Raw genomic sequence first — 25,029 nt, 5'->3', positions numbered from 1 at the left:
GAAGTCGTGCGGCACGGAACGCGCTCGCGCGGGAGGCAGGTGGTTCAGTCGGCCGGGCGAGCGCCCGGTAGTCGGGTCAGGCCAGGCCTGTACGGGGCCGTGCCCGACTGATCCGCTTGAGGCGCAGCACGGCGGGCGTACGGCGGTCGAGCCGGGGCCGATGGCCCGGTTTCGCGTGCTCCGAGCCGGAGGAGTTCTCGCCCCTCACCGCACCGGCAGCGGGGTGCACGGCGACCAGTCCCGAGCGGAAGAGCCCGTGATCGATGCGGCCGGCCGCAGCCGACTCCAGTTCGTCGCGGAGTTGCCCTTGCCGCAGGACCGCACCAGGACCGAGCAACGCCTCGACCACGTTCAGCGCTCCAGCGACGTCACCGTGGCCGAGCCGCTCCCGGATCGCGGGCAGTGCCTCCGGGTCGCGGTGAACCGCGTCGATCGCTCGCAGGCAGGGCAACGAGGGCCCGCCGAGCGCCACCAACAGCTCCTCACGGCGTAGTTGAGCCGGATCGTGATCGACCGCCGTAAGTGCGCCGTCCCGCAGCGCGATTCGGTGGATCTCGCCCCGGCATTCCACCCGGTGCGGATCGCTGGGCCGGGGAGCGGAGCGGGTCACCGGCCCCGAGTCGGCCACCGCCAGTGCTGAGGCGACAAGCGGATGCAGCCGATCGGACACGACCAGCCCGGCCCGCAGCAGCTCCAGATCCGGAAGGGCCCGGGCCGCCGCTTCCGGCAGCATCGGAAGCGCCGCAATCTCCTGAGGCGGCAGCGCTTCCCGCAGCGGCCGCATCGTCGGGGCGTGGCTGTCGTCGGGGGCGACGAGTTCGAGCACGGCGCGGCTCCGCGCGTCGAGCCGCACGGTGAAAGCCCCGCGAGAGCGGCTCTCGGCCGCCAACAGCAACTCGGCCTCGGCGGCCCACCGTGCCGACGCCCACGAGCAGTCGTGGACAGCGGACCGATCGGACAGGTCTGGCACGTCCGGCCGGGCCGGCGCGCAGGGCCGACCGGGCGGCGCCAGGAACGACGTCCCGCCCGCACCGCACCGCCACGTCAGTTCGCCGCACCGCCCGGAGTCCCAGAGATGCCGGTGCAGGTCGAGCCGGAAACGCCGGTTGGGATGCGGGTGCGGATGGTGTCTCCGGGCGCCGATCCCGGACTCTTCCCACAGGGACAGGGACATCCGCTGTCCGGCGTCCGCCCAGGCCGGCGATGTCCGCACCACCAATTGCAGCGGCGTTGCTCCGGAACTCCGGTATCGGGCCAGGGAGATGGTCAGGCCGGGCCGGAGCCGCCCGTCAGGGGCGATCCGGGGCATGTGCCAACGGAGCAGATCCGGGGCCAGCCGACGCAGATCCGCACGAAGGCGGATGACGAGATCAGTTCCGTGGCGGTCGCGCAGGGCGCGCAGATCGAGATCGAGGTCGACCCGAGCGGCGGCACAGGCCCCCACCCAATCGCCGACCGCACGCCGTGCGGTCGCAGTCTCGATCATGGACGGCGGCACGGCGTACTCACGCACGCGCTGCCACATCAACAGGTGGGAGGGAATCGTGTTCGCGAAGTCAAGTGCCATCAGCACTCACCGTTCGCGAATGATTCCCCCGATCCATACGAGGAGTAGTTTTTCATCCCCGTGATCATAAGCACCTTGATGAGGGTCTGTCAGTCCCTTTCGACCGCTGCTGGTACCGGCCACGCTTCCTCGCCCGTCCGAGGATCTTCACGCTTCTCCTCGGTCACCGGTGGAATCGACTGCACGAGACCGTGGCCCACGAGGACATCAAGATCGACGGAAACTACGAGCCCACCTTCACCATCCAAACGCGACGGCATCGCGGCTGCCGTTCCCTTCCGCTTCGACGTGCACGCCCTCATCTTCAGCAAGGACGCGGTCGGCCTGAAGACACGCCTGCGCCAGGCACAGAAAGGTTTCTTCTGCGTGGCGCCCGGCGAGGTACGAGACGCCCTGAAACGCTACGCGGGCGAGCACGCTGTCGAGTTCAGCGAAGTACCGCAGGTGCTGGAATGGCGCCTCAGCGCCGCCGGTCGGAATGCCTGATTCTGCCGCTGCCAGCATGTCAGGGTGAGTGTCTCGAACCGCGCTGATCCACCGCGACCATCGAAGGACCTGGACTCAGTTCTGGTCTCATTCACCGGCGTACAGCAGCGTTCGGACACGCCGCCCACCTCAGCTCCGCCGCAGGTGTTGACGCTTCCGGCCACCTCCGAACCCCCGGACGAACATTTGGAAAGCGTGTTGGGGGCAACCCCTCACGAGTTCGAATCTCGTATCCTCCGCAGTTGCCCTCACCGGGCACGATGTCGAAGGGCCCCACCGTTCGCGGTGGGGCCCTTCGGCGTACCAGGAGAGAGGCTCAGGTCAGGGCGAACTTCTGGGCGGGCGAGCCGTTGCAGTCGTAGATCTGGAGTCGGGTGCCGTTGGCGGTGGCGCCGGACGGGGAGTCGACGCAGCGGCCCGTGGTCGGGTTGGAGAGGGAACCGTCGGCGTTGGCGACCCAGTTCTGGTAACCGCCACCGTTGCAGGTGGCCAGTTGGAGCTTCGTGCCGTTGGCGTTGACGCCGCCGGCGATGTCCAGGCACCTGCCGAGGGTCCGCAGGGTCTGGCCGCTCCAGGTCCAGTGCTGGTCCTTCGCCGCCGCCTGGCAGTCCCAGAGCTGGACCGCGGTGCCGTCGCCGCCGGTGTCGTCGCCCGCCACGTCCACGCACTTGCCGCCCGGTCCGGTGATCGGCCGGCCGGTCACCGGACCGCCTCCGGCCGCCTTGTTGTACACGGCCACCGAGTCGATCACCAGCTTGCCGCCGGAGACCGTGGCCGCGTTCGGGCCACCGCCGTACGCGGCCGGGAAGCCGCCGCCGATCGCCAGGTCGTAGATGATGAAGAAGGGGTGGTCGATCGCGTCGGCCCAGGTGGTCGCATCGACCTGGTTGGCCTTGACGGTGAAGAAATTGGTCCCGTCGAGGTAGAACCGGACCTGCTCCGGCGAAACCGAGCGGTCGATCTCCACCGCGTAGTCGTGGAAGCCGGTCTGGCAGCCCGCACAGGCACGCTCGCCGGAGCCGATGCCGGTCGACTCGTTGCACGGGCCGCCCGGGTTCACGCCGCAGTGGATGGTGCTGAAATCGGAGCTGCGGCCGTTGATGTCCTCCATGATGTCGACCTCACCGGACCTCGGCCAGGTCACGCCGGACCGCAGCGTCGAGCCGAGCATCCAGAACGCCGGCCAGTAGCCCGCGCCGTTGGCGGTGGTGACGTTGGGCTGCTGGAGGACGGACTCCATGCGTACGACGCCGCCGGCCGGAGCTCCGAAGGCCGCCGCCTGGGTCTCCACGCGTCCGGACGTCCAGCCGCTCGCCGGGTCGGAACCGGAGTGCAGGGCCTGGAGCACCAGATGGCCCTGGCCGTCGTAGTGGACGTTGGACGTACTGCTGGTCATGGTCTCGATCTCACCGGTGCCGAACGTGCTGCCCGCACCGGTGTCGTACTTCCACAGGCTCTGGTCGATGCCGGTGCCGGAGGCACCGTTGAAGTCATCGCTCCAGGTGAGGGTGAACCCCGACGGCGCCGAGGGCACCGTCGCCCCGGCGTTCGACGAACCGACGAGGGTGGTCGCCACCATGACGGCGACGACAGGGAGCAACCCGAGCGTTCTCTTCCACCCGCCGCGCCGCCGTCTTGCCCGACTCAAGCGCATTCGTCCGACCTCCATGGGAGATGGGAGGGGATAGGCGCGCTTTCGGCGCGTCCACACCGCCTCTGACGGGACATCACCGGGGTGCGGTGCCGAGGTACGTCGGCCCGTCCCGGCAGGGGCGGACACCCAGGCATGTCATGGACACAGCGTGTCGAGGGGTCAGGTGTTCGGCAAGATGACCGGCACGCCCATCTTTCGGCGGGCCCGTGGGGCGGCATGGAGCACGCGAGGCCGGAGGAGGCGGAGGCGGCAGCACAGGGCCGATATCGCTACGGGGTTGCAGCTCGGGTCACGTGCCATGATCCGGCACCACCTATCCTCGCCAGGTGAGAACCACCAGTCGCACTCGCCAGTTGGGGAACGCGCTGCGCAGCTGGGCACTCCTGCCCTCCGGCGACGGCGACGGCGACGGCTACGGGGGCGTGGCGCAGAGCCTCGTGGCGCGGCCCGTACCCCGCTCGCCCCTCCTGCCCGCGCGCGCCATGGATCTGGTGCTGACGGCCGTCGCGTTGCTGCTCGCGGTGTGGATCAGCGCCCAGAACCCCTCCATGGGACCGGCCGCTCCCTGGGCGAATCTGCTGATCGCCGCGGTGAGCGCACTGCCGCTGCTCGCACGGCGCCGGGCGCCCGAACTGGTACTCGCCATCGGGCTGCTCGCCAAGGTCCTCCAGGTCTCGGCTTTCGTGACGCCGCTCGCCTACTACGCGGAGGGTGCCTATCGCGGTCCGCACAGCCGCCGGATCGTCTGGGCATCGGCCGGTATCGGGCTGGTGGCCCTCGCGCCCTGGAATGCGGCAGCGTGGTCCAGCTTCCGGACTGTGGTGACCTGGTTCGCGGTGAACTTTGTCTTCTCCTGCCTGGTGCCGCTGCTGCTCGGGCTCTACGTGGGCCAACGGCGTGCCGTCGTCGCCGGTCTCGTCGAACGGGCGGAGCGCGCCGAGCGGGAACAGCGGCTCGTCGCCGAGGCCGCGCGGGAGCAGGAGCGCCGGCGCATCGCCGGAGAGATGCACGACGTGGTCTCCCACCAGGTGAGCCTGATCGTCGTACACGCCAACGCGCTCAGCGCTGTCGCCCACGACCCGGAGGTTACGGGCGAGACCGCGCAGATCATTCAGACGGCCGGCCGGCGCGCGCTCACCGAACTCCGCGAGATGCTGGGGCTGCTCAGAAACGGCCCGGACACCGGGGAGGGGGAGCCACCGGCATCCACGGGAAGCGACGCCGCGAAGGGTGGGTCTGGGACCGCCCCGCACGATCCTGCCGCGTCGGCCGGGCGGCGGCCTGTCCCCGGGGCCGCCGTCGACAGGATCGCCGAGCTGGCCGAGGGCTCCCGGACCGCCGGGCTGCCCGTCACCGTGCTCGTCGAGGGCGCGCCGCAGCCGCTGGGAGAACCGGTCGAGCGTGCCGCACACCGGGTCGTGCAGGAGGCTCTGACCAACGTGCACAAGCACGCCCCGGGCGCCACGACGCAGATTCGCCTCGCCTTCGACCCGCGAACCGTACGGGTACAGATCGTCAACGGCCCGCCAGAAAGGCGCCCCGAGCCGACTGCCGACGGTGAGCCGCTGCTGCCCAGCGGGGGACACGGGCTGATCGGTCTGATGGAGCGGGTCCGCTTGGCCGGAGGCACCATGGGGTCCGGACCCACCGGTGACGGCGGCTTCCGGATCGACGCCGCGCTGCCCACCTCGGCGCCCGGAACTTCCACAAACGGAGCTTCCACAACCGGCTCATCCACAAACGGCGCATCCACAAACGGAGTTTGACTCTGCCGGAGATCGTGGCGTTCCGCCGGGCAGCCGCCTCGCCGTCCGCCGCACTCCGTGTTCGACGAGCCGCAGCACTCGGCGACGTCACCGACACGTCAGGCGCTCAGATCGGTCCGGCGTCGTGGGTGATGAGCGCGACCTGGGTGCGGTTGGCTGCGTCGAGCTTGGTCATGATCCGGCTGAGATGGACCTTGACCGTGGACTGGCTCATGGACAAGTCGGTGGCGATCCGGGAGTTGCTGTGGCCCTGGGCGACTGCCACGGCGACCTCGCGTTCGCGTGCGGTCAGCTCCGCCATCCGCGATCGCGCCCGCGAAGCGGCCGCACTCGTGGCGAAGACGGACAGCAGCTTGGTGGTGATGCGCGGTGAGAGCATCGCCTCGCCGCGCGCGAGGACCCGTACCGCGTCGGCCAGCTCGCGCGGCGAGGTGTCTTTGAGCAGGAACCCCGCCGCGCCGTGCCGGAGTGCGGCGTAGACGAATTCGTCGACGTCGAAGGTGGTGAGCACCGCGACCACTGGAGGATCGGGCAGCGCGGTGAGCTGCCGGGCGACCTCCAGGCCGCCGACGCGGGGCATCTGGATGTCGGTGAGCACCACGTCCGGGCGGTGCCTGGCCACCAGGTCCACTGCCACCGAGCCGTCATCGCCCTCGGCGACCACCTCGATGTCCGGCTCGGCGTGGAGGATCATCCGGATGCCCTTGCGCACCAGCTTTTCGTCGTCGAGGAGGACTACCTTGACGGTCACTCACGCCACCACCTCGTCCGCGTACGGGCAACTCCGCCTGCACACGGTAGCCGCCGTCGCCCGTGCTGCCCGCACGCAGTGATCTGCCTGCCCGCGTCACGCGTACCCACACCCCGTCGAGCCACAGCCGGATCCGGGACGGACATCCGCCTCCGCGGCGTCGCCGCCATCGGCCAGTCGCCCGGAGTCCCCGGCGGCCGTCGTCGGTGGAGTCGTCGGTGGAGTCGTCGGTGGCTTCCCCGCTACCTCGCGGTCGTCCCGCAGCACGAGCCAGCAGGCGTGCCGTACGACTTTCGGGCAAGTCCACCCGGGCGGAAAGAGTGACGCGACGAGGGTTCCGACCGGGACAGGCTGGACGTCGTCGAGTCCGGCCGGGTCCGACGTGAGTGTTCGGATCCAGGAATTCGGGCGGACTCCACGAGGACTCCACGAAGACTCCAAGAGGACTTCAACGAGCAGCAGGAGGACAGATGACCAAGCGCGGCAGGGCAGCACTGTTTGCAGTGGCGGGGGCGATCACGCTCACCATGGCAGCGGCGCCGTCGGCGTCAGCGATCATCGGGGGACACGATGCCACCGCTCCGTACCCGTTCATGGTGAGCATCCAGAAGGACGGCCACCACTACTGCGGAGCCTCCCTGATCAAACCGGACCGGATCGTGACCGCCGGGCACTGCACGGTGAACGTCAAGCCCCAGCAGCTTTCCGTGCGGGTCGGCGACCACGATCGGACGAAGGGTGCCAAAGCGAAGGTCATCAAGGTCATCGCACACCCGGACTTCTCCTACGAGCCGTTCCGCAACGACGTGGCCGTCATGAAGCTGGACCACCCCGTGGACGCGAAGCCCATCAAACTGGCCGCGAAATCCGGGCCGGTGGGCACCAACACTCGGATCCTCGGCTGGGGAATGACCTGCGAGGACGGCAACGACTGCCCGAACCCCCCGATCCGTCTCCAGGAACTGGACACCAAGCTCGTCCCCGACGACCGGTGCAGCGAGAACTACAACGCGGCCAACGAGCTGTGCACCGACAGCCCCACCAAGAACGCGCAGGCGTGCATCCTCGACTCTGGCGGCCCGCAGATCAAGGGCCGTCCCGGGCGGTGGGAACTGATCGGGGCAACCAGCCGCGACGGCGACGCCGACCCGGAGTGTGCCACCGGCCCCGGCATCTACACCGACCTGACGGCCCACCGCGCATGGATCGAGCGGGCCACCGCGAAGTGATCGGCGACGACTCCGCCCACCTGGAGGGCGGTTGCGTTCGCCCCCGCCCAGCACCGCCCCGGGCTCCCGATGAAGACGTGGAGAGCGGGTGGGGGGACCCGCACGAGTTCGGATCTCGTATCCTCCGCAGTCGCCCTCATCGGGCAGTACGCAGAAGGACCCCGCCGTTGCTGTGGCGGGGTCCTTCTGCGTGTGTGTCCCCGGCGGCCCCTGCACGGCCGTCCTGCCTGGTGTCGGCTTGTCCGTCAGTGCGCGCCGGCGAGAGCCGGTGCGGGCCAGGCGTCGATCACGATCCGGTGCTGCTTCGGGCTCACCGCCGCCGCGCCCTGCGCGTAGTTCCGGTCGACCTGCGCCACCTCTGCCGCGCTCGGCTTGGCGTTGGTGCACGACGTACCGGGGCCGTGGCCGGACATCAGCTCCGAGCACGGGCCGCTGTAGTCGTCCGGCAGCCCGAGGATGTGCCCGGTTTCGTGCGCCGCGATCCGGGTCATGTCGTAGCCCTCGTCGACCGCTTCCTGGCCCAGTTGCACCTGACCTCTGCTGCCGCCCGGGACGATCGGCCCGAGGGTCGTCTGGGGCCAGCCGCTGGTCGCCACATAGACGAAGTTGGCCGAGCTGGGAGAGCTCGCCGGCTTCAGTTGCACGTTGTGTACCGATGCGTTCCAGTTCTTGGCACCTTGCGCGAGCGCGCCCGCCCACTGTCCTGCTCGACTGGCGTCGTAGGTCAGAGTGACCACCGCCGCGGTCGCCTTGGGTGCCGGGTGCGCCGAAGCGGCACCGGACGTAACGCCCAGCATGGCTGGGATCAGCGCCGCCACGGCCGCTATTCGCCTGATCATGAGATTCGTTCCCCTCCCTGACATCGGTTGCCTGTGAGCCACAAGGGCACCACGTGATCAGTGAGCGCCACAAGTACGCGATTGGCAAAGGGAGTTGAGTGTGATCACTGCGGCGGTGATCAATTCCGTTGCGTCATGGACGTCGTGGCAGCCCTGCCGCATCACGCCGCAACAGGGTGCGGACGGTTCCGTGGAGCGCCGTGTGACGGACGATGGGTACTGACGGGTGAGAGCGGACACGAGAGGCGGCGCAGTGGCAGACAGCGAATCCATCCGGGCGGAGTCGGACCTCCGGTCGTCCGGTGGGGAGCCGGAGGGCGTCGCGGCCTCCGTGGCGCGGCCCGGTGACGGGGCGGAGTCCGCGCCCGGGGACGGGGCGGAGTCCGCGCCACCCGGGCCCCGGTCCGAGGAAGGCAGCCCGCGTCCCCCGCGGTCCCTGCGTCGGCGACTGGGCGGGGCCGTGGTCCTCCTCGTCCTCGCGATGCTGTTCTTCCTGCCCTGGTGGACGCTTTTCGCCTCCGGCGCCGACTGGCCGTTCCCGGTCTTCCTCGCCGGCACGGTCGTCTTCGCCTGCTGGCTGGTCTCCTTCCCCTTCCTCATGGCCGCGGGCCACGGGCGGCGGCGGGCCGACCGGGCGGCCCGTATCGCGGACAGCACCCTCGGGGTGATCTGGGTGCTGTTCACCTGGTCGGTGCTGGGCGGCCTGGTGCACCTCGTGCTGATCGGGCTCGGCGCCGGCGGCGCCGAGCGGGCCAGGATCATCGCCGTGGCCGTCGCCGTGGTCTCGGCCGGACTGCTGGCCTGGGGACACCACGAGGCCATGCGCGTGCCCCGGGTGAAGCGACTGGACGTCCACGTCCCCCGGCTCGGCGGCGGTCTGGACGGCACCCGTGTCGTGGTGCTGGCCGACACCCACTTCGGGCCGATCGACCGGGCCGGCTGGTCGAAGCGGGTCGCGGAGGCCGTCAACGCGCTCGACGCGGACATCGTGGTCCACGCGGGCGACATCGCCGACGGCACCCCCGCCCAGCGCCGGGAGCAGTCCGCGCCGCTCGGAACGATCCGGGCACGGCTGGCGAAGGTCTACGTCACGGGGAACCACGAGTACTTCGGGGAGGCTCAGGGCTGGCTGGACCGCATGGCGGAACTGGGCTGGGAACCGCTGCACAACCGCCATGTCGTGGTGGAGCGCGGCGGGGGCCGCCTCACCCTGGCCGGTGTGGACGACGTGACCGCGGAGTCCTCCGGCCTGGCCGGGCACCGTGCGAACCTGCTCGGTGCGCTGGCCGGGGCAGACCCGGCACGACCGGTCCTGCTCGTCGCCCACCAGCCCAAGTACGTCGGCCAGGCCGCTGCGGCCGGCGTCGACCTCCAGGTCTCCGGGCACACGCACGGTGGCCAGATCTGGCCGTTCAACTTCCTCGTCCGGCTCGATCAGCCGGTCGTACACGGTCTGAGCCGGCACGGCGAGCGCACGCAGCTCTACACCAGCCGGGGCGCCGGCTTCTGGGGGCCGCCCTTCCGGGTCTTCGCACCGAGCGAGATCACACTGCTCACCCTGCGGCCGGGCGACGAGCCGCCCGCGCGGGAGCGCACCGGAGACACGGCCGTGGACGGCACGAACTCCACGGCGGGCACGGGTGCCGACGACAGCTGACCGCGGGGCGACGCCCCACACGGTGGGCGCTTCCGGCATCGCCACCCGTTGATCCGCACGAAACCGCTCAGGTCCCGGCCGCAGCGAACGGCTCCGTACGAAATCGCTCAGGTCCCGGCCGCAGCGAACGGCAGGGACGCGTACCGCCGGACGTAGTTGCCGTCGGCGAAGGTGCCCGCAGCCGCGTCGACCTCGAAGCCCGGGAAGCGGGCGAGGAGTTCCTCCAGGGCCGTTCGGGAGACCAGGCGGGCCGCGGAGGCGCCCAGGCAGTGGTGGGGGCCGTGGGTGAAGGCGAGCTGCTGGGGGCCCTGGCGGGTGAGGTCCGGGTGGTGAGCGGTGGGGCCGAAGGCGCGTGGGTCGCGGTTGGCGGCGGCGTAGAGGAGGAGAACCTTGCGGCCGGCGGGGACGGTTCGGCCGTGCAGGGTGGTGTCCTCGGTGACGGTGCGGGCCAGGCACTGCACGGGGGAGGTCAGCCGGAGGAACTCCTCGATGGCGGAGGGGAGCAGGGCGGGGTCGTCCAGGAGGGCACGGCGTTGGCCGGGGTGGGCGGTGAGGAGTTCGGCGGCGCCGCCGAGCAGGCCGGTGGTGGTGTCGTTGCCTCCGGCGACCATCGTGAAGGCGAAGCCGAGGATGCGCAGCAGGGTGCTGGGGTCGCCGGACGGCATCAGGCCTACCAGGTCGGAGACGGTGTCGTCGGCGGGTTCGGAGCGACGGCGTTCGATCAGCTCGGTGAAGTATCCGAAGAGGCCGGTGACGGCTTCGGCGGCGGTGAGCGGATCGCCCAGCGCATTGGCCTCGACGATGGCGTGGGTCCAGCCGTCGAAGTGGGCGCGGTCGTGTTCGGGGACGCCGAGATAGCGCCCGACGACATAGCTGGGCAGCGGTTTGAAGAGTTCGGCGACGATGTCGCAGCTGCCGCCGAGATCGGCGATGCGGTCCAGGCGGGCCCGGACGAAAGCACGCACGTGCGGCTCGATGGCGGCGACCCGGCGCGGTGTGTAACCGCGGGTGATCAGTCGGCGGAAGGCGGTGTGCTCGGGCGGGTCCAGCATCACCATGGGGGCGGCGTCGGTGATGCCGAGGCGCTCGCGCTCGCCGTAGGTGATGGTCAGGCCGTCGGCGGAGGAGTAGCGGTCGGTGTCGCGGGCGGCGGCCAGTACGTCCGCGTAGCGGGAGAGGACCCAGTAGTCGCCGTCGGTGACGTGGTGGAGGGGGTGCGCGTCGCGCAGTGTCGCGTACATCTCCCACGGCGAGCGCCAGCTCTCGCCGGCGCAGGGGGCGAACGGGGCCTGACGGGATGCGGTCATGCCGGGAGGGTGGGGGTGGCGCCCGCAAGAGTCAATGACGCCTGCGGAGCCGCACCCTGGGTGGATCTGCCGGCCTGGACGGATCTGCCGGCCGCCGAGATGACCGCACCGTAAGGATGGCGATGACCCGGACCACCCCACCCCGGCCTCTGGACATCGAGGCAGTCTTCCCTGAGCTGTCCGCCCACCGCGCGACCAGCACCCGCCTCCACCCCCGCCCCGGAACACCGGCAGCACACGAGAGCTCGATCGGCGGCCCCTTCCTGTGGCCGGCCGACGAGCCCTGGCCCGTCTGCCGGGAACCGCACCCGCGCGACGGGGGCCGGCGCGTCGCCGACGTGTACCGCGAGCGGACCGTGCTGCGTGAGGCGTGGACCCGCAACCCCGGCGTCGGCCCGGCCGACGAGGACCGCGTACTGCTGGCCACTCTGCGCGAAGACCACCACGTACCGGACCGCACCGACGTCACCCCGATCCCGCTGCTCCCGCTCGCCCAGCTCTTCACCCGGGACGTCCCGGGACTGGTGGCCCCGGAGGGCGCCGACCTCGTGCAGGTCCTGTGGTGCCCCTTCGACGGACACGGCCCGCAGGGAGCCCCCGGCGTCCATGTGCGGTGGCGCAGCTCGTCGGAGTGTCAGGAGATCCTGACCGCTCCTCCGCTCCCCGAGGTTGTCGGGTTCGGCGGATACCTGCCCGAACCGTGCGTCATCGCCCCCGAACAGGTCGTGGAGCACGAGTACGTCGAACACCTCGACAGCGATCTGCGGGAGCGCATCGAGGCATGGGAGACACAGCTGGAGGAGGAAACGGAGGAGGAAACGGGGGAGGAAACGGGGGACGACGAGGAGGAAGCCGAAGAGGAGGCCGAAGGGGCCATCCTCACGTATCACCACGACCTGTCCGTCGCCGCCGGCTGGAAGGTCGGCGGGTACGCGAAGTGGAACGTGACCGGCCCGGCCTGCGCCACTTGCTCGTGCGGCAGCTCCATGCGGCTGTTCCTTACCGTCGCCACCTCCGAATGGGACGGCATCATCTCCAGCTGGACCCCGCTGGAGGACCGCCAGACCCCCAGTCCGCAGGACATCAAGCACCCGACGGAGGTCGTCGTCGGCAGGGGCGGATCGCTGAACATCTTCACGTGCGCCGCCGACCCGCGGCACGAGCACTCAGTGTTCCTCCAGTGACGGGTGCGGCACAGATGTTCCGCCTGCTGATGTGACCGGAGAGCGACAGCCCCCGCGGGGCGGGGGCAGCGCCCGGTGCCAGGCGCTCTGGCAACACGGCAAACAGGAAGACCAGTTGGTGATCCTCCTGCAGTTAGTGGGTGGAGAAGGATGTCCTCCTCCTCTTCGACTCTGCCTCAACAGCGCTGTGCGGACGGTATCCACCACCGGAAGAGTGCCGGTTCATCAGCCGCGCCCACCGGAGGCTCCCCCACACCTGACAGGCCCGCGCACGCCGGATCCCACTAGCATCGCCCGGCATGGACTGGCTTGAGCGCACCGCGAAGTTGAGGCTGTGGACCAGGAGCGGGAACCGCGCTCCGCACAAGCCGCTGCTCTTCCTCTACGCGCTCGGACGGTTCCAGCAGGATGCCGGCGGCGAGCTGCGGTACAGCGCGGTCGAGGACGATCTCAAGGAGCTGCTGACCGAGTACGGGCCGTCCAACAGGACGACGCCCTCCTACCCGTTCCACCACCTCGTGAGCGACGGGGTGTGGGAGGTACGCACCGATCGCGGGCCGGGCAGTCCCGGCAGCGGGGTGCGGGAGCTGCGGGCGGCAGGAGCCTCCGGGCGGCTGGCACCGGACCTGCGGGCGGCGCTGAGAGGGGATCCGTCGCTGCTCGGACGCGTGGCGCGGGTGCTGCTCGACCTGAACTTCCCGCCCTCGCTCCACACCGAACTCTGCGAAGCCGTCGGCCTGGAGCTGGAGCCGGCCGAGACCGGACAGCTCGCGACGGGGCCGCGCCAGCGCGACCGGCGGATGAGAGAGCTGGTGCTGACCGCGTACGAGTACCGGTGCGCCTTCTGTGGTTACGACGGCAGGATCGGCCCGGTGCCGGTCGGGCTGGAGGCCGCACACGTGCGGTGGTGGGCGTTCGACGGCCCCGACGACGTCGAGAACGGGCTGTGCCTGTGCTCGCTGCACCACAAGCTCTTCGACAAGGGCGTCCTGGGCATCGGCGAGGACCACCGCATCCTGGTGTCGCAGCGTTTCGTCGGGCACAGCACCACCGCCCGCCTGCACGTCATCGCGCTCGCCGGGCGTCCGCTCCTCGGACCGCAACCGGGCGCCCGGCCCGTCGCGGCGGCTCACCGCTCCTGGCACACCGCCCAGGTCTTCCACGGCGCCCCACGCCCGGCCGCCACCGTCTGACGGCCGTTCCCGGGGTGGCCAAGGGACGGCCACGGGTCCGCACTCCCGTAGCGTCCGCAGCCCGCCGTCCGCAGCCCGCCGTCCGGAGCCCATGGCCCGCGTCCTCACGCCCCTGTGCTCTCCCGCACGTCCCCGGCAGGCGTCGGCGCGTCCTCGGCAGGCGTCGCGAACTCCTCCGGCCTGCCCTTCTTCGGGAGCAGGAGCGTGATCGCCAGAAAGGCGACCAGCAGGCAGCCCTGGACCAGCAGGGCGTGGTGGAAGCCGGTGGTGAAGTCGCCGGACCTGGCCCGTGCGAAGAACACCGAGCCGAACACAGCCACACCGATCGAGCCCCCGATCGACTGCACCGCCGACAGCACACCGGACGCCGAACCGATCTCGTCGTCGTCCACCGCGGCGAGGATGAAGCTGAACAGCGCGGCGATGACCAGACCGGCCCCGATGCCGCAGACGACCACGCCGGGCGTGATGTCCCAGATGGAGAACGTGCCGCCGAGGTGGTCGAGTTCGTACCAGAGCAGGGCCGCGCCGCCCAGTTGCACGAGCGGGCCGATCTGCAGAACGGCCCGGCCGATCCGGTCGGCGAGTACGGCTCCGCTGACCGCGCCGCCGATCGCGGTGCCGAGGGCCAGCGGCAGGTTGCCGAGACCGGCCTCTCCTGCCGTGAAGCGCTGGCCGATCTGGAGGAAGAGGGTCAGTACCAGCTGCACCCCGACCAACCCGCCGAAGAACAGCGCGATCCCGCCCAGTCCGACTGTGAAGGCGGGCTTGCGCAGCAGGGCAGGAGTGACGAGCGGCTCGCGTCCATGCGCCGCCGTACGTCGCTGCTGCACGGCGAAGAGCGCGAACCCGGCCACCGAAGCGGCCATGCAGAGCCAGGTCCACAGGGGCCAGCCGGCGTCCTGGCCCTGGTTCAGGGGCAGGACGAGCAGGGCGCAGGAGAGGGCCACCAGAGCCGCCCCCACGCTGTCCACGACCACGGCGCGGTCGCCCGGTTTCCTGGGGACGAACTTCGCGGCGACGGCCAGGGCCACGAGGCCGATCGGCACGTTCACCAGGAACACCAGCCGCCAGCCGAGACCGAAGAAGTCACCCTGGACGATGCCGCCGCCCAGCACCGGGCCGACGATGCCGCCGAGCCCCAGAACGGGGCCGAAGATCCCGAACACCTTGGTGAGTTCGGCGCCCGTGAAGTTCTCCCGCAGCAGACCGAGCCCCTGGGGCAGCAGCATCGCCCCGGCCGCACCCTGGATCAGCCGGAAGGTGATCAGCGTCCCGATGTTCGGCGCGGTCGCGCAGAGCAGTGAGGCGGCGGTGAACGCTCCCAGGCCGATCAGGAACATCCGGCGCCGCCCGTACCGGTCGCCGAGCCGGCCGCCCAGCACCAGCCCCGCGCCCAGCGTGAGGGCGTAACCGCCGATGACCCACTGGAGGCCCACGGATGTCGCACCGAGCGACTTCTCCAGGGCGGGCCCGGCCACGTTGACGATCGACGCGTCCAGCAGATCCATGATCTCCGCGACGAGCATCACCACCAGGATCAGCCACCGCCACCGGTAGGGAGCCGACGGTTCAGGTGTCGGCGAGGGGGTCGACGGCGGTGGTGCGGATGTCGGTGGTGTCGGTGGTGTTGATGACCGCGACCGGTCTGCCGGGTGCTGGCCTGCCGGGACAGGATTCATTATGCCTCATACTCTTGATTACCAATTTTATTAGCAATACCGAGAGTATCCTCCTTCCCATGGACGTCAAACCGCCTGCCCCCGCCGCCCCCGAAGCCGCACCTGTTTCCGGGGCCGGAGCGGGCGGTGCCATCCGTGACCAGCTGCGGCTCCTGACGCTCAACCAGCAGCGCTTCGAGCGGTATCTGAGCCGCCGGCTCCAGGTGGACCCGGCCGGACTCGCGGTCATGGACCATCTCGTCCACGTCGGCCCGACCACCCCCACCGACCTCGCCCGGCGCCTGGACGCGTCGACCGCCGCGACGACGCTCGTGATCGACCGGCTCGCGGCCGGGGGGCATGTCACCCGGCAGCCCCACCCCACCGACCGCCGCAAGGTGATCATCACCCCGGCCGACCACTGGGAAGCGACGGCCTACGAGCACGTCGCCCCGCTCATCGAGGGCGTCACCGCCGCCGCCGAAGCGCTGACGCCCGAGGAACAGGCCGCCGTGGCGGCCTTCCTGCGGCGGATCGTCGGCGTCTACGACGAGGCGATCAAGACCTGACCCACGCCGCCCCACCGCGCATCAGCACCGGACCCGGCAGCACCGCCGCCAGGGCCCACGGCTGTACCGCCGGGGGCCTACGGTGGAGACGACCCATATCTCATCCGCCCCCGCCCGCACCCGGCAGAAGGAAGCGTCCGATGAGCCCCTTCGAAGAGTTCCGCGCCCTGCACCTGCCCACCGCCGAGGGTCCGCTCGTCCTGCCCAACGCCTGGGACCACGCATCGGCGGCCGCCCTCGCCGAGGCCGGGTTCCGCGCCATCGGGACGACCAGCCTCGGGGTCGCCGCGGCTGCGGGGAAGCCGGACGCGACCGGTGACGCCCGTGCGGAGACCGTGCGGCTCGCACTGGGGCTCGTCCGGATGGATGCCCTGATCAGCGTGGACATCGAAGGCGGCTTCAGCGCCGACCCGGACGAAGTCGGGCGGCTCGCCGCCGAGTTGGCGGACGCGGGCGTCGTCGGCGTCAACATCGAGGACGGGCGGACCGATGGCACCCTCGCCGATCTGGACCGGCAGTGCGAGGTCATCCGGGCCGTGAAGGACGCGGCGCCCGAGCTCTTCGTGAACGCCCGTACGGACACGTACTGGCTCCCCGGCCACACGGAGGAGACCGCACGCCGGGCGGACGCCTACCAACGCGCGGGCGCCGACGGCCTGTTCGTCCCGGGCCTCCAGGACGGACACGCCCTCAGCGCACTGATCCGGGACCTCGCCGTCCCGCTCAACATCCTGGTGTCACCCGGCGGGCCCTCCGCCGAGGGGCTCGCCGCACTGGGAGTACGCCGGATCAGCTGCGGTTCCCTGCTGTTCCGGGCGGCCCTGCACGCAGCGGTCCATACCGCCAGAGCGGTGGCAGACAGCACGGCGCTCCCCGCCGGGACCTCGGGCATCCCCTCGTACGCGGAGGCGCAGGCGCTCTCCGAACAGTTCGGCGGCACCGACACCTGAGCGGCATGCTCGGCACCACCACGCCCGGCGACAGCGCCCGTTCCGTCAGGCGTCCTGCGGATACCAGCGCAGCTCGACGGTGTTCCCGTCCGGGTCACGCACATACACCGACTGGGCGCGCCCCCGGGCGCCGAATCGCTCACCGGGGCCGTCCACCGCGGTGAACTCGGCCAACTCACCCGCTTCGATCGCCTGTTGCCAGTCGAGCGGCTCGACCACCAGACAGATGTGGTCGACATTGGCACGACCGGCCATCAACTCCTGCCCGGACCGGGGGCTTTCCGGCTGACGGACGATATCGATGATCGTCGTGGGACTGACCCGTACGGACGGGAAAGGCGCCTCCCCCGCACGCCACTCCTCCACCCGGACCGGATCGAGGCCGAGCGGGCCGCAGTAGAACTCAAGAGAGCGTTCGACATCGGCAACGTTGAGGACAAGGTGGTCAAATCCAGTCACGCGCATGGGGACTCCATCTCATGAACTCCGTCTCATGAACTCCATCCGGCCCGACGTGCACCCGCACACCCCCATTCCACTCAACATAGTGGGCATCAGGCAGGAAGACCGGCGTTCTCGATACCCCGTGCAAGACGACTGGATATACCCGGCCCGTATCGCATATGCGAGGAAATACCCAGACAGGAGAAGCAGACAGTTCAGAACCAGAGCGTGAGAACCACAGCGTGAGAAGCGGACCGTGGCGCCCCCGGGATCCCCGGGATCCCCGGAATCCCCGGATTCTCCGGCGAGCGGCGAGAACTCCACAGAGCCCTGGTGAACGCCCCTCCGATGCCCGAGAGCACCCGACGGAATTACCTTCACCGACACTTCAGCGGCACGGCGCTAACAGGACCGGCAGCACCGACAGCACGACAGAAACACTGACAGAGCCGGGTATTAACAGAACACCGTTGCAGTATTAAGCGAAGGCGACCGCTTTCCCGCTCTCGTATGCTGACCGAGCCATGTCATCAGAGAATTTTCTCCGGGCACGCAGACCGGAGCAGAAGCAGCAGCGGCGCGAGACCATTCTCGCGGCCGCCCGCCGTCTTGCACGGGAAGACGGGGTACGACGGGTGACGCTGGGCAGCGTCGCCGATGCCGTGGGGCTCGCCAAGTCCAATGTCATCCGGTACTTCGGGACCCGCGAAGAGATCTTCCTGGTGCTCGCGGCAGAGGACTGGCAGGAGTGGCGGAACGAGGTGGCCGCGCGGCTGGACGCGGGCGAGGAGGCCACCGGCGCGCTCGCCGAGACCCTCGCCGAGCGGCCGCTCTTCTGCGATCTGCTCAGCCAGACCGCGACGATCCTGGAACACAACATCTCGCTCGAAGCGGCCCGCGCGTACAAGCACACCGTGCTCGCCGCCATCTCCGCGCTCGGCACCCAGGTCGCGCGGGCCCACCCCGGGCTGACCGAGCGCGAGTGCACCGACCTGGTGTCGACGGCCGGGGCTCTCGCCGCCAGCCTCTACCCGATGGCCACACCGCCACCCGTACTGGCCGAGCTGTACGCCCAGGAACCACAGCTCGCAGCCGTCCGGCCCGTGCTGCTCCCGACACTGCGGCGCACCCTGTCCGCACTGGCCGCCGGGCTGCCCGCCGTGCGCTGACCGCCCGTGCCCGGCACCCGAACGCCACACCGGCGTTCGCGGGGCCCGATCGCGCGGGAAGGATCCCGGGTGACCCCGACACGCAGCAGCGCACCTCACCGCAGCGACACCGGCGGCCCCCGCACGGACGCCGCCGCCGTCCCCCGCGCCGTGCGGGCCGCCGCCGTCCCCCGCGCCGTGCGGGCCGCCGCCATCGCCGCCTCGCTGGCCCTGGTCTCGACAGCCGCCGCCGCGGCGGCCCCGCTCCCCGTACGCCCCGGTCCGGCGCAGCAGGCCGCGCGGCTGTCCCGGGAGCTGGTACGGGCCTCGTCCGCGCAGGGTGCCTACCGGCAGCTGGCGAAGTTCCAGTCGCTCGCCGACGCACACCACTCCACCCGCGCCGCCGGGACGCCCGGCCATGAGGCGTCCGCCCGGTACGTCCACGACACGCTGCGGAAAGCCGGATACCGGGTCTCGTACCAGCCCTTCCCCATCACCTACATCGAGACCCGCGCCGAGAAGCTGGCCGTCGTCGCGCCCGCCCCGCGCGACCTGAAGGTCTCGGCGCTCTCGTACACCGCGTCCACCCCGGTGGGCGGGATCACGGCCGCACTCGCCGCCGTACCGGTGGACGCCACCACGGGATGCGAGCCGGCCGACTACGCAGCGGGGACGTTCACCGGGAAGGTCGCGCTGATCCGCCGTGGCGGCTGCACGTTCGCCCAGAAGCAGAAGGCGGCGGCCGGTGCGGGTGCGGTGGCCGCGCTCATCTCCAACAACACCGCGGGCGCCCTGTCCGGCACCCTCGAATCCCCCAGGGGCGTGAAGATCCCCACCGGCGCGATCTCACAGGCCGACGGCGCCGCGCTGGCCGCCGAAGCGGACCGGGTCACGGCGCGACCGCAGGCCGGCGCCCGGAATCACACCGGCGGCACCAGCCGTGGCGCCACCCGCAGCACCGCCCGGGGCAACACTCCTGACAATGCCCGTAGCCGCACCGGGGCCGTGACCGTCTCGCTGGAGATCCGCCAGCTCCAGGAGCAGCGCACCACCCGCAATGTCATCGCCGAGACCAGGGGCGGCGACCCGGCCCACACCGTGATGCTCGGCGCCCACCTGGACTCGGTCACGGCGGGACCCGGCATCAACGACGACGGATCGGGCTCGGCCGGCCTCATCGAGGTCGCCCAGCAGCTCGCGCGGGTACACCGGCAGCACGCCAACAGAGTGCGGTTCGCCTGGTGGTCGGCGGAGGAACTGGGGCTGCGCGGCTCCGAGGCGTACGTCAAGAGCCTCACCGCCCCGCAGCGGAAACAGCTCGCGCTCTATCTGAACTTCGACATGATCGCCTCACCGAACTACGCCGAGCTCGTCTACGACGGCGACAACTCGGACGCCAAGGGCGCCGGCCCGGGCCCGGCGGGGTCCGGGCGGCTGGAGAAGGGCCTCACCACCTTCCTGGACCGCAGACACGTTCCGCACGAGGGAGCGGACTTCGACGGCCGCTCCGACTACGGCCCGTTCATCACCGCGGGCATCCCCTCGGGCGGCACCTTCACCGGCGCGGAGGAGATCAAGACCGCCGAGCAGGCCAAGAAGTTCGGCGGGACGGCGGGAGCCGCGCTCGACGCCTGCTACCACCTTGCGTGCGACACCCTGAAGAACATCAACATGAAGGCGTTCGGCATCAACATCGCCGTCATGGCCGACGCCGTGGGGACGTACGCATCCGACGTGCGGCCGCTGACATCGAGTACACGCCCATCGAGTGCAGGACCGGTGAAGGCCGGGTAACCGTCGGCAATCTTGGCCACGGGGTCACCGGAGGGAGTGGTTCCGATCCTGGTTCACTCCCGGGCCACCCTCGGTTCACTCCCGATTTGTCACGGGATAGGGGCTTTGGGCAGCGCTACCGCCACCCCACCATGGCTGCGCCCGGAGGCGCTTCCCCGGTAGGCTTTCCGTGTGATCTTCAAGCGCATCGGAAGCGGACGCCCGTACCCCGACCACGGCAGGGAATCCACCCGCCAGTGGGCGGATGTCGCGCCGCGCCCGGTCCGGCTGGACCAGCTCGTGACCACCAAGGGCCAGCTGGACCTGGAGACGCTGCTCGCGGAGGACTCCACGTTCTACGGGGATCTCTTCGCGCACGTCGTGAAGTGGCAGGGCGACCTCTATCTGGAGGACGGACTGCACCGGGCCGTGCGGGCCGCACTCCAGCAGCGTCAGGTCCTGCACGCCCGCGTCCTCGACATGGGCTGACCCCTCACGGCCGATGGCTCGCGGGGTCGGCAATCCACCCTGGCCAGAGCCGTCTACTGGTCCTTTTGGGCTCATTTTCGCTCATCCGGCGGTCATCAGATGATCGTTCAGTTCGCATCGCTGCCCCGCCGCACTACGCTGCGCTCATGAGCATGCTCACACCCCCCGGCATGGGCGGAAAGTACCGCATCACGGGCGACAAGTACCCGAGGATGCACCGCCCCCGACGGCGTGGCCGACTCGTCTTCGGGATCGTGGCCGCAGTCGTCGCCCTCGGCCTGGTCGGCTGGGGATCGCTGCAGCTCATCCATCTCTTCACCGGCGACTCCGGCAAGGCGTCGGCCGCGGGCCAGCAGCACGATTGCAAAGCCGCTGCCTCGCCCGCCTCCACCGCGCCGCCGAAGACGCTGCCGAAGCCCGCGAAGATCAAGGTCAACGTCTACAACGCGACCCCGCGCGGCGGACTCGCCAAGACCACCGCCGACGAGCTCAAGAAGCGCGGCTTCACCATCGGCAAGGTGGGCAACGCCCCGGCGGCCTTCGACAAGAAGATCCCCGGCACCGCGCTCCTGCTGGGCTCGGCCAGGACCCCGGGCACGTCGTTCTCCGTACTCGGCACGCAGGTCAAGGGCGCCACCCAGAAGACCGACACCCGGAAGACCGGCGACGTCGACCTGATCATCGGCACCGGCTTCAAGGCCCTGGACACGAAGCAGGACGCCGCCAGGGCGCTGACCGCACTGGCCCACCCCCAGCCGGCGTCCGCCGGAAAGTGCTGACGCCGGGAAGCTACTCGGCCGACCCGTACATCCGGTCGCCCGCGTCGCCGAGCCCCGGCACGATGTAGCCCTGCTCGTTGAGCCGCTCGTCGACCGCGGCGGTGACCACCGTGACCGGCGTGCCCGCGAGCTCGCTCTCCATGACCTCGACACCCTCGGGCGCGGCGAGGAGCACGACGGCCGTGACGTCGTCGGCGCCGCGCGCGATCAGCTCGCGGATCGCGGCGACCAGCGTGCCGCCGGTGGCCAGCATCGGGTCCAGGACGTACACCTGACGCCCCGAGAGGTCGTCGGGCATCCGCGACGCGTAGGTGGACGCCTTCAGCGTCTCCTCGTCGCGGACCATGCCCAGGAAGCCCACTTCGGCGGTCGGCAGCAGCCGCACCATCCCTTCGAGCATCCCGAGCCCGGCCCGCAGGATCGGCACGACCAGGGGGCGCGGGTACGACAGCTTCACGCCGGTGGTCGCCGTCACCGGGGTGTCGATGTCGACCTGCTCGGTGCGCACATCGCGGGTCGCCTCGTACGCGAGCAGGGTGACCAGCTCGTCGGCGAGGCGCCGGAAGGTGGCGGAGTCGGTGCGCTTGTCGCGCAGCGTGGTGAGTTTGTGCGCCACCAGCGGGTGGTCGACGACGTGGATACGCATACGACAACGGTAACCGGGCCCCGGACCGGCCCGCGCTGGCATCAACCCGCCGGCCGCGGGGAAGGCGGCACGCTACGAAGGTGGTGTGGTCCATGCCCGAGTCCGAGCCCGCGAACGCGGCCCGCAGCAAGGCCGGCGACAAGCCGGAGAGTGCCGCCGACCGGCGGAGGCGCCGGGCGCAGTTTCTCCGTGAGCTGAACGAGGCCAAGGAACTGCGCGACCGTGTGCAGCCCAGGCGCGCCAAGGTCGCGAGGCTGCGACAGGCCATGCGCATGCGTACGTTCCGCTGGTAGCGGCTACCAAGGTTTTACCGGCTTCGGGAAGCAACACGCAGACCTGAGCCCGAAGACCTCTCGCGAACGCCATGTTTCTGCCACGATTCCCACTGGGCGGGCGCACAGCGCGCCCTTTCGATAGACACCCCCAAGACCAGTGGGAGAGTCACGGTGTACTTCGCCGCACTGCTCGCGCGCACCGAAGACGGGTGGGAAGCGAGCGACACGGAGCTCGACGATGTGGAAACCCTCAGTGATCTGACCGATCTCGCCCGGGAAGCCTCCGGGGACGAGGACACCGTCCTCGTCTTCATCGAACAGGAGGGCGCCTGGTTCGGCGTCGTCCGGGTCGACGGCGAGGACGATCCACGGATCTACGTCTCGGACGCCGCAGCCGCAAGCCGTTCCTCGTACGGAGAGATCCTGCTCACCGACGAGCTGATGGGCCGGGACCCACAGGACCCGGACGCCCTGGAAGAACTTGTCGACCTCGACGGCACGGAGGACGGTGAGCAGGAGGAGGACGGGGACGACCCGGCCGACGAGAGCGAAGCCGTACCGCCGGGACCGCTCGGGGACATCACGATCCTCGCCGACCTCGGCGTGACGGAGAAGGAGCTCCTGACACTCGGCACAGACGCACTGGCAGACATCGCCGACGCACTGGGCGCCGCCGAGGTCCTGGAAACCGTCCGCTGACCTATCTCAGGTGCCCGACGGCCGGACACACCGCCGCCGTCACACCGTCATCGGGCACACCATCGAACAGACGAGCAGATGACCGATCCCCTACGTGATCCCTGGGCCGCGCCGATGCGGCTGGCCCTGGCCGAGGCCGCGCGGGCGGCGAAGGCCGGCGATGTGCCGGTCGGCGCCGTCGTGCTGTCCCCGGACGGCACGCCGCTCGCGGCGGGCCACAACGAACGCGAGGCGACGGGCGACCCGACGGCACACGCCGAGATCCTGGCGGTCCGCCGGGCCGCGGCGTCGCTCGGCGAGTGGCGGCTGACCGGCTGCACGCTCGTCGTCACGCTGGAACCGTGCACGATGTGCGCGGGCGCGATCGTCCAGTCGCGGGTGGACCGGGTCGTCTTCGGCGCCGTCGACGAGAAGGCGGGAGCAGCGGGCTCGCTGTGGGACGTCGTACGGGACCGCAGGCTCAACCACCGCCCGGAAGTCGTCGTCGGGGTACTCGCGGACGCGTGCGCGGACCAGCTGACGTCCTTCTTCCGCGACCGCCAGGTCCGGCCGGACAGGGCCTGAGCGACCGCTGCGGCCCCCTTCCCGAAGGCCGATTTCTGACCACGGCCGACCTTGGGCTAAGCTCTCTCTCGGTAGCGTGTCCGAGCGGCCGAAGGAGCTCGCCTCGAAAGCGAGTGTGGGGAAACTCACCGTGGGTTCAAATCCCACCGCTACCGCTCTCACACCCTCCTGATCCGCAGAAACGCGGTCAGGAGGGTGTTTTGCGTGCGGCCACCCGCGCACCGGGCGCGTCGTCTCCCGCCTTCTCCCCCCCCTCTCCGCATAGGGGGTGATTTTCCCTCAGATCTCCGCGCTGTGTCACGGCCGCCCCACTCCCGTGTCACAGAAGTGTCTTGGTGGCACCGCATCGTGAACCCCGGCGGCGCCAGCCGTATCGGACCAAGAAGAACAGCCCGCCCGGCAGGGACATCCGAACCCAGGGAGAAGCAATGCGCATTCAGAAGATCTCGGTCCTCACCCTCGTCGCCGTAGCTGCCGGCCTCTCCCTCACGGCTTGCGACAAGGGCAGCGACAGCTCCAGCGCCCCCGTGAGCTCGTCGGCCGGCAGTTCGGACAGCCGGAGCCAGGCCGGCTCGGCCAGGACCGACTCCGTCTCCGCGAGCGGGGTCGGCACCAGCGTCGTCAACAGCTCCCGCTCGGAGTCGGCCGCCGGGCACGCCTCCGCCGGCGCCTGCCGGACCGCGGACCTGGGGTTCACCACCTCGGGCGGCATGGCGGAGGGCGAACTGATCGTGAACCTCAAGAACACCGGCGCCGGCACCTGCACGCTGCACGGCTTCCCGGGTGTGGACCTCAAGGGGCGCTACGGCACCGTCAGCGCCACCCGCAGCAAGCTCGCGGCGCGCGACGTCAGCGTGGCACCCGGCCAGGAGACCCGCTTCACCCTGCACTACCCGCCGAACCACACGGGCGGCTCCGGTGTCACGTTCACCAGCCTGATCGTCACGCCGCCCAACGAGACCCACGCGCACACCATTGCCCAGAACATCAACATCCCCGCCTCCCAGTCCGCCCCGGTCATCTCCGTCGACCCGGTCGGCGCGGGAAAATAACCCACCCGGCCCGGCCCCGGCTCCGCTGCGGACGCCCCTGGCCGGACGGGGCCGTGTGTGCCGGGCGGAGAGCCGTGTGCCGTGGGCTGATCCGTCCCGCATGGCGCGGGCGAGTGCGGGCCGTATGCCGCGAGTGGGTGCGGTCATGACCCATCGCCCGGCCCGCGCAGACAGGCTCGCGCCCCCTTTCGACCGGCGTTCGGGCGCCGTTTTCGACCGGCGTTCGGCCCCTGTGGCGCCGCCCTCCGTACGCCCGTCGCTCCAAGGGTCCCGGCAGTCGACCGGGGCCCTTCGGGCGTCCGGGGCCAACACCGCTCCGCCCACTGGCCCTTGATCCACCGGCGCCC

The 25,029-nt window shown here is 70.6% G+C and carries 24 protein-coding genes and 1 tRNA gene; 16 read left to right on the top strand and 9 right to left on the bottom strand.

Annotation, left to right across the window (positions count from 1 at the left end; genetic code table 11):
- Positions 1-76: 76 nt before the first annotated feature.
- The 3 genes from OG285_RS17975 to OG285_RS17965 all read right to left on the bottom strand — a co-directional run bounded on the left by OG285_RS17975 (position 77) and on the right by OG285_RS17965 (position 3,632).
- Positions 77-1,567 (bottom strand): hypothetical protein, encoded by a 1,491-nt coding sequence (locus OG285_RS17975; RefSeq protein WP_371791542.1) that lies wholly within the window; start codon positions 1,565-1,567, stop codon positions 77-79.
- A 237-nt stretch (positions 1,568-1,804) separates the two neighbouring features.
- Positions 1,805-2,071 carry a hypothetical protein gene (locus tag OG285_RS17970; RefSeq protein ID WP_371791541.1) on the bottom strand — a complete coding sequence of 89 codons (267 nt, stop codon included), beginning with the start codon at positions 2,069-2,071 and terminating at the stop codon, positions 1,805-1,807.
- A 298-nt stretch (positions 2,072-2,369) separates the two neighbouring features.
- Positions 2,370-3,632 carry a ricin-type beta-trefoil lectin domain protein gene (locus tag OG285_RS17965; RefSeq protein ID WP_371791540.1) on the bottom strand — a complete coding sequence of 421 codons (1,263 nt, stop codon included), beginning with the start codon at positions 3,630-3,632 and terminating at the stop codon, positions 2,370-2,372.
- Between the two features lie 401 nt (positions 3,633-4,033).
- Between OG285_RS17965 and OG285_RS17960 the strand changes: the two genes are divergently transcribed.
- On the top strand, positions 4,034-5,473 hold the full coding sequence (locus OG285_RS17960; RefSeq protein ID WP_371791539.1) for a sensor histidine kinase: 1,440 nt from the start codon (positions 4,034-4,036) through the stop codon (positions 5,471-5,473).
- A 106-nt stretch (positions 5,474-5,579) separates the two neighbouring features.
- Here OG285_RS17960 and OG285_RS17955 read toward each other — a convergent pair whose 3' ends face one another.
- Positions 5,580-6,224: a response regulator gene (locus tag OG285_RS17955; protein ID WP_371791538.1), complete on the bottom strand. Its 645-nt coding sequence runs from the start codon at positions 6,222-6,224 to the stop codon at positions 5,580-5,582.
- Between the two features lie 470 nt (positions 6,225-6,694).
- Between OG285_RS17955 and OG285_RS17950 the strand changes: the two genes are divergently transcribed.
- Positions 6,695-7,453: a trypsin-like serine protease gene (locus OG285_RS17950; protein WP_371791537.1), complete on the top strand. Its 759-nt coding sequence runs from the start codon at positions 6,695-6,697 to the stop codon at positions 7,451-7,453.
- Between the two features lie 245 nt (positions 7,454-7,698).
- Here OG285_RS17950 and OG285_RS17945 read toward each other — a convergent pair whose 3' ends face one another.
- On the bottom strand, positions 7,699-8,292 hold the full coding sequence (locus tag OG285_RS17945; RefSeq protein WP_371791536.1) for a snapalysin family zinc-dependent metalloprotease: 594 nt from the start codon (positions 8,290-8,292) through the stop codon (positions 7,699-7,701).
- Between the two features lie 436 nt (positions 8,293-8,728).
- Here OG285_RS17945 and OG285_RS17940 point away from each other — a divergent pair, with 436 nt between their 5' ends.
- Positions 8,729-9,949, top strand: a complete 1,221-nt coding sequence (locus OG285_RS17940) for a metallophosphoesterase (RefSeq protein WP_371793561.1) — start codon at positions 8,729-8,731, stop codon at positions 9,947-9,949.
- A 107-nt stretch (positions 9,950-10,056) separates the two neighbouring features.
- Here OG285_RS17940 and OG285_RS17935 read toward each other — a convergent pair whose 3' ends face one another.
- Positions 10,057-11,256 carry a cytochrome P450 gene (locus OG285_RS17935; protein ID WP_371791535.1) on the bottom strand — a complete coding sequence of 400 codons (1,200 nt, stop codon included), beginning with the start codon at positions 11,254-11,256 and terminating at the stop codon, positions 10,057-10,059.
- 122 nt (positions 11,257-11,378) lie between these two features.
- On the opposite strand from OG285_RS17935, the gene OG285_RS17930 reads away from it, so the two are divergent.
- Together OG285_RS17930 and OG285_RS17925 are read left to right on the top strand one after the other, a co-directional pair.
- A complete protein-coding gene (locus tag OG285_RS17930) occupies positions 11,379-12,440 on the top strand; it encodes a hypothetical protein (RefSeq protein WP_371791534.1) in 1,062 nt (353 codons plus the stop codon).
- A 299-nt stretch (positions 12,441-12,739) separates the two neighbouring features.
- On the top strand, positions 12,740-13,633 hold the full coding sequence (locus OG285_RS17925; protein ID WP_371791533.1) for a phosphorothioated DNA-binding restriction endonuclease: 894 nt from the start codon (positions 12,740-12,742) through the stop codon (positions 13,631-13,633).
- 104 nt (positions 13,634-13,737) lie between these two features.
- Here the strand turns inward: OG285_RS17925 and OG285_RS17920 are convergent, their stop codons facing one another.
- Positions 13,738-15,162 carry an MFS transporter gene (locus OG285_RS17920; RefSeq protein ID WP_371791532.1) on the bottom strand — a complete coding sequence of 475 codons (1,425 nt, stop codon included), beginning with the start codon at positions 15,160-15,162 and terminating at the stop codon, positions 13,738-13,740.
- 212 nt (positions 15,163-15,374) lie between these two features.
- Here OG285_RS17920 and OG285_RS17915 point away from each other — a divergent pair, with 212 nt between their 5' ends.
- Together OG285_RS17915 and OG285_RS17910 are read left to right on the top strand one after the other, a co-directional pair.
- Positions 15,375-15,863 (top strand): MarR family transcriptional regulator, encoded by a 489-nt coding sequence (locus OG285_RS17915; RefSeq protein ID WP_356835015.1) that lies wholly within the window; start codon positions 15,375-15,377, stop codon positions 15,861-15,863.
- Positions 15,864-16,003: 140 nt separating this feature from the next.
- A complete protein-coding gene (locus OG285_RS17910; protein ID WP_371791531.1) occupies positions 16,004-16,813 on the top strand; it encodes an isocitrate lyase/phosphoenolpyruvate mutase family protein in 810 nt (269 codons plus the stop codon).
- A 45-nt stretch (positions 16,814-16,858) separates the two neighbouring features.
- Here the strand turns inward: OG285_RS17910 and OG285_RS17905 are convergent, their stop codons facing one another.
- Complete coding sequence (locus tag OG285_RS17905; RefSeq protein ID WP_371791530.1) at positions 16,859-17,278, bottom strand: VOC family protein; 420 nt, start codon at positions 17,276-17,278, stop codon at positions 16,859-16,861.
- Positions 17,279-17,781: 503 nt separating this feature from the next.
- Here OG285_RS17905 and OG285_RS17900 point away from each other — a divergent pair.
- The 4 genes from OG285_RS17900 to OG285_RS17885 all read left to right on the top strand — a co-directional run bounded on the left by OG285_RS17900 (position 17,782) and on the right by OG285_RS17885 (position 21,446).
- Positions 17,782-18,426: a TetR family transcriptional regulator gene (locus OG285_RS17900; protein WP_356835022.1), complete on the top strand. Its 645-nt coding sequence runs from the start codon at positions 17,782-17,784 to the stop codon at positions 18,424-18,426.
- A 69-nt stretch (positions 18,427-18,495) separates the two neighbouring features.
- The gene (locus OG285_RS17895) at positions 18,496-20,199 is read left to right on the top strand and encodes a M20/M25/M40 family metallo-hydrolase (protein ID WP_371791529.1); all 1,704 of its coding nucleotides are present in this window, start codon (positions 18,496-18,498) and stop codon (positions 20,197-20,199) included.
- Positions 20,200-20,370: 171 nt separating this feature from the next.
- The gene (locus OG285_RS17890) at positions 20,371-20,667 is read left to right on the top strand and encodes a type II toxin-antitoxin system VapB family antitoxin (RefSeq protein WP_164262735.1); all 297 of its coding nucleotides are present in this window, start codon (positions 20,371-20,373) and stop codon (positions 20,665-20,667) included.
- Between the two features lie 146 nt (positions 20,668-20,813).
- Complete coding sequence (locus OG285_RS17885; protein WP_356835024.1) at positions 20,814-21,446, top strand: LytR C-terminal domain-containing protein; 633 nt, start codon at positions 20,814-20,816, stop codon at positions 21,444-21,446.
- Between the two features lie 10 nt (positions 21,447-21,456).
- On the opposite strand, the gene upp is transcribed toward OG285_RS17885, so the two are convergent.
- Positions 21,457-22,092 (bottom strand): uracil phosphoribosyltransferase, encoded by a 636-nt coding sequence (gene upp, locus OG285_RS17880; RefSeq protein ID WP_356835026.1) that lies wholly within the window; start codon positions 22,090-22,092, stop codon positions 21,457-21,459.
- Between the two features lie 92 nt (positions 22,093-22,184).
- On the opposite strand from upp, the gene OG285_RS17875 reads away from it, so the two are divergent.
- From OG285_RS17875 to OG285_RS17855, 5 genes are all read left to right on the top strand, one after another.
- On the top strand, positions 22,185-22,385 hold the full coding sequence (locus tag OG285_RS17875) for a hypothetical protein (RefSeq protein WP_356835028.1): 201 nt from the start codon (positions 22,185-22,187) through the stop codon (positions 22,383-22,385).
- A gap of 153 nt (positions 22,386-22,538) precedes the next feature.
- A complete protein-coding gene (locus OG285_RS17870) occupies positions 22,539-23,066 on the top strand; it encodes a hypothetical protein (RefSeq protein WP_328318388.1) in 528 nt (175 codons plus the stop codon).
- Between the two features lie 78 nt (positions 23,067-23,144).
- A complete protein-coding gene (tadA, locus tag OG285_RS17865; protein ID WP_356835030.1) occupies positions 23,145-23,630 on the top strand; it encodes a tRNA adenosine(34) deaminase TadA in 486 nt (161 codons plus the stop codon).
- 70 nt (positions 23,631-23,700) lie between these two features.
- Positions 23,701-23,785 (top strand) — tRNA-Ser (locus OG285_RS17860).
- 273 nt (positions 23,786-24,058) lie between these two features.
- Positions 24,059-24,682 carry a DUF4232 domain-containing protein gene (locus OG285_RS17855; protein WP_371791528.1) on the top strand — a complete coding sequence of 208 codons (624 nt, stop codon included), beginning with the start codon at positions 24,059-24,061 and terminating at the stop codon, positions 24,680-24,682.
- Positions 24,683-25,029: the final 347 nt, after the last annotated feature.

This window comes from Streptomyces sp. NBC_01471 (genome assembly GCF_041438865.1).
GTDB lineage: Bacteria > Actinomycetota > Actinomycetes > Streptomycetales > Streptomycetaceae > Streptomyces.
Note: the sequence above shows the minus strand (reverse complement) of the source record. Positions and strands in the feature narration are given on the sequence as shown.

What these genes read in the sequence shown, in the direction of transcription:
- OG285_RS17975 (WP_371791542.1), bottom strand. Translation starts at nt 1,567, where the DNA reads ATGGCACTTGACTTCGCGAACACGATTCCCTCCCACCTGTTGATGTGG.
- OG285_RS17970 (WP_371791541.1), bottom strand. Translation starts at nt 2,071, where the DNA reads ATGCTGGCAGCGGCAGAATCAGGCATTCCGACCGGCGGCGCTGAGGCG.
- OG285_RS17965 (WP_371791540.1), bottom strand. Translation starts at nt 3,632, where the DNA reads ATGGTGGCGACCACCCTCGTCGGTTCGTCGAACGCCGGGGCGACGGTG.
- OG285_RS17950 (WP_371791537.1), top strand. Translation starts at nt 6,695, where the DNA reads ATGACCAAGCGCGGCAGGGCAGCACTGTTTGCAGTGGCGGGGGCGATC.
- OG285_RS17945 (WP_371791536.1), bottom strand. Translation starts at nt 8,292, where the DNA reads ATGATCAGGCGAATAGCGGCCGTGGCGGCGCTGATCCCAGCCATGCTG.
- OG285_RS17935 (WP_371791535.1), bottom strand. Translation starts at nt 11,256, where the DNA reads ATGACCGCATCCCGTCAGGCCCCGTTCGCCCCCTGCGCCGGCGAGAGC.
- OG285_RS17930 (WP_371791534.1), top strand. Translation starts at nt 11,379, where the DNA reads ATGACCCGGACCACCCCACCCCGGCCTCTGGACATCGAGGCAGTCTTC.
- OG285_RS17925 (WP_371791533.1), top strand. Translation starts at nt 12,740, where the DNA reads ATGGACTGGCTTGAGCGCACCGCGAAGTTGAGGCTGTGGACCAGGAGC.
- OG285_RS17920 (WP_371791532.1), bottom strand. Translation starts at nt 15,162, where the DNA reads ATGCTCGTCGCGGAGATCATGGATCTGCTGGACGCGTCGATCGTCAAC.
- OG285_RS17915 (WP_356835015.1), top strand. Translation starts at nt 15,375, where the DNA reads ATGGACGTCAAACCGCCTGCCCCCGCCGCCCCCGAAGCCGCACCTGTT.
- OG285_RS17910 (WP_371791531.1), top strand. Translation starts at nt 16,004, where the DNA reads ATGAGCCCCTTCGAAGAGTTCCGCGCCCTGCACCTGCCCACCGCCGAG.
- OG285_RS17905 (WP_371791530.1), bottom strand. Translation starts at nt 17,278, where the DNA reads ATGCGCGTGACTGGATTTGACCACCTTGTCCTCAACGTTGCCGATGTC.
- OG285_RS17900 (WP_356835022.1), top strand. Translation starts at nt 17,782, where the DNA reads ATGTCATCAGAGAATTTTCTCCGGGCACGCAGACCGGAGCAGAAGCAG.
- OG285_RS17885 (WP_356835024.1), top strand. Translation starts at nt 20,814, where the DNA reads ATGAGCATGCTCACACCCCCCGGCATGGGCGGAAAGTACCGCATCACG.
- upp (WP_356835026.1), bottom strand. Translation starts at nt 22,092, where the DNA reads ATGCGTATCCACGTCGTCGACCACCCGCTGGTGGCGCACAAACTCACC.
- OG285_RS17875 (WP_356835028.1), top strand. Translation starts at nt 22,185, where the DNA reads ATGCCCGAGTCCGAGCCCGCGAACGCGGCCCGCAGCAAGGCCGGCGAC.
- tadA (WP_356835030.1), top strand. Translation starts at nt 23,145, where the DNA reads ATGACCGATCCCCTACGTGATCCCTGGGCCGCGCCGATGCGGCTGGCC.
- OG285_RS17855 (WP_371791528.1), top strand. Translation starts at nt 24,059, where the DNA reads ATGCGCATTCAGAAGATCTCGGTCCTCACCCTCGTCGCCGTAGCTGCC.